Below are 1130 nucleotides of genomic sequence, written 5' to 3'. Positions count from 1 at the left end.
GTGGTTACAGCCAAATCCATCTGGTTAGAGATTAATCCTTAATCTTGCACAACGCTTATTCAAGCGACGTGCACTTTATCACGCCACTTGAATAAAATTCAACCACATATTAGTGAATAATTAATGAACAAACACCCGTTTTAACTCGCTGTTTTTTATTGAAATAATATCCGACTCATAACTCGTCTCCCCCCGCTTGAAGCGAACCTTATAATCCCCAGGGTAGACAATATAATTCAGCACATCATAGCCACCTGATTCGCCTTGAGCGTATTTCGGCATCGTTTTTACTGCATAATTTTTAACATCTTCACGCGTAAAGTACTCACCAAGAAGAGACTCAGGTTGAGGCGCACGTCCGATTAAGAAAACATCCCCTCCCTGCAAAACATTGCCTTCCCTATAGAGTTCAAGGGTGACATCTAGCATTAAACTGCTATGGATCTTTTTAGTCACTTGTTCAATTAATGGGCGTGTATCTTTATATGAGATTGGTAACCAATATACGACATTCCCTACCCCAAGCTTGACCATGTAATCCATGTCAACTTGAGAAGCATCCCAACCTTTCCACTCTTGCCCCCCTTTCACTGGGGATTGGAGTTGTACATCCTCGATGCCTTCTAACAATTCAGGCTCTATACCGTAACTAAGCTTGTTCACCCAACGAAAGTATTTAAGAGAATCCGCCAACATCACTTTGACTGCGACCTGTCCATGTTGATCAGTGACCAAAGCTCCACCTTCACTGCGCAACTCTTTTCCAACATGCAAAATACGAACGTCCACTCCTGCAGCAGGAGCCCACTTAGGCTTAGCTCCAGAAACAATCATGTCTCGCTTTTCAACTTTAAAGACTGCATCACCATGCCGAAGAAAACGCTCAACAGCCTCAAGAGAAATACGATACTCTATGGTGGGTTCTTGAACATCAGGCCTAGTGGCATCCCCCTTCTTCTCTTGAGCGACACACCCCGACAACAAGATAAGCAATAGAATAAATGTCCGTTTTAACACTAGTTAATCCTTCAAAAATTAAACACTTAATAAACAATATACGAATGACTTAGAATACTAATTTCCATAACAAGATTGATCAACAATCGACAAGTCATTCCGCGAAAAAACCA

At 41.7% G+C, this 1130-nt stretch carries 1 protein-coding gene; it reads right to left on the bottom strand.

Annotation, left to right across the window (positions count from 1 at the left end):
• Nucleotides 1–120 precede the first annotated feature (120 nt).
• A complete protein-coding gene (locus ACMXYN_RS04945; protein WP_415893755.1) occupies nucleotides 121–1017 on the bottom strand; it encodes a hypothetical protein in 897 nt (298 codons plus the stop codon).
• Nucleotides 1018–1130 lie beyond the last annotated feature (113 nt).

The organism is Neptuniibacter sp. PT8_73, from assembly GCF_047778045.1.
In the GTDB taxonomy this organism is placed as follows: domain Bacteria; phylum Pseudomonadota; class Gammaproteobacteria; order Pseudomonadales; family Balneatricaceae; genus Neptuniibacter.
Note: the sequence above shows the minus strand (reverse complement) of the source record. Positions and strands in the feature narration are given on the sequence as shown.